Annotated in this window: 2 protein-coding genes; both read left to right on the top strand. The window is 75.9% G+C overall.

Translation table 11 applies throughout. The features are described from left to right. Positions 1 to 63 precede the first annotated feature (63 nt). A complete protein-coding gene (locus tag ACH4E7_RS45585; RefSeq protein ID WP_396255128.1) occupies positions 64 to 666 on the top strand; it encodes a CBS domain-containing protein in 603 nt (200 codons plus the stop codon). 12 nt (positions 667 to 678) lie between these two features. Further along, the gene (locus ACH4E7_RS45580) at positions 679 to 1,479 is read left to right on the top strand and encodes a universal stress protein (protein WP_396255127.1); all 801 of its coding nucleotides are present in this window, start codon (positions 679 to 681) and stop codon (positions 1,477 to 1,479) included. Positions 1,480 to 1,530: the final 51 nt, after the last annotated feature.

Below are 1,530 nucleotides of genomic sequence, written 5' to 3'. Positions count from 1 at the left end.
GACGACACCGAGCAGCACCTGGAACACCCCCACGCCTACCGGGCCGCTTCCTAGGAGGCCGCCGTGACCAGTACACCGAGCGCCGTCGCCGACGTGATGACCCACGCCGTGGTCGCCGTCGGCCGCGACGCGGACTTCCGCGAGGTCGCCGAGACCCTGCAGCGCTGGCAGGTCAGCGCGGTGCCCGTGCTGACCGGCGACGGCCGGGTGATCGGGGTGGTCTCCGAGGCCGACCTGCTCACCGCCCGGGACCGCGACGGCGAGCGGGCCGACGCCCTGACCGCCGGGCGGATGATGTCCGTCCCGGCGGTCACCGTGCACCCCGGCAGCCCGCTCAACGAGGCTGCCCGGGCGATGGCCCGCGGCCACCTCAAGCGGCTCCCGGTCGTGGACGAGGAGGACTACCTGGTGGGCATCGTCAGCCGGGGCGACCTGCTCAAGGTCTACCTCGGCGACGACCGCGAACTGGCAGACCGGGTCCGCTTCGAACTGGTCGCCACCCTCGGCCCGAGTGCCGCGGTGGACTCCGACATCCGCTCCGAGAACGGCCGGATCACCCTGACCGGCGGCCTGCCGGACACCGTCTCCGCCGACGTCCTGGAGCGCCTGGTGCGCTCCGTGCCCGGCGTGGTCGACGTCGAGCTCCGGCTCGCCGCCCCGGTCTGACGAGGTCCGGACGTGTTGGTACTCGCCGCAGTCGACGGCTCCCCGGAGAGCCTCGCCGCCGCCCGCTGGGCCGCCGACGAGGCGGTCCGGCGCAGCGCCCGGCTGCGGCTGGCGTACGCCTGGCCCCGGCCGCTGCACGCGGCTCCCGGGCTGCCCGGCGTCAGCGAGGCGCGCGGCCGGGCGCTCGGCATGCTTGCCGACGCAGCCGAGTGGGTGCGGACGAACCACCCCAGTCTGGAGCTCGATACCGCCCTGCTGGACGAGCACGCGCCCGCCGGGATCACCGCCGCAGCGGATTCGGCCGACCTGGTGGCGCTCGGCTCCTCCGCGCCCCACAGCCCGCTCGGCTCGGTCGGGCTCGCCGTCGCGGCCCACGCGCCCTGCCCCGTCGCCCTGATCCGGGCGAACCCGGGGACGACCGGGCCGCCCCGGGAGGTGGTCGTGGGCATCGACGCCCATGACCCGGCCCCGACCGTGCTCGCCTTCGCCCGGAAGACCGCCGCGGTCTGCGGCGTCCAGTTGCGGGTCGTCCACGCTTGGATGCCGCCCGCGACCTGGTGGTCCCTCTCCGCGGCCGAGCAGGTGCTCCTCGTGGAAGTGGAGGAGAGCGCCCTGGCCGACCTGCTTGCGCGCGAGACGGAGCCGAAGGCCGTCCCGGACGTTCGGCGTGCCCGGGCCGCCGACGCGCTGGTGGACGCCTCCCGGTCCGCAGGCCTGCTCGTGCTCGGCCGCACGGGGCACCACCTCGGCCCGGTCACCCGGACGGTCGTCCACCGCGTCCGGTGCCCGGTCGCCGTCGTCCCGCGCGGCTGACCCGGTGCGCCGGGCGTCGTGGACGCGCAGAATCGGTGGTGCCATCGTCCG

It is taken from the genome of Kitasatospora sp. NPDC018058 (assembly GCF_044327205.1).
Classification (GTDB): domain Bacteria; phylum Actinomycetota; class Actinomycetes; order Streptomycetales; family Streptomycetaceae; genus Kitasatospora.
This window is presented reverse-complemented; position numbering and strand designations above follow the sequence as displayed.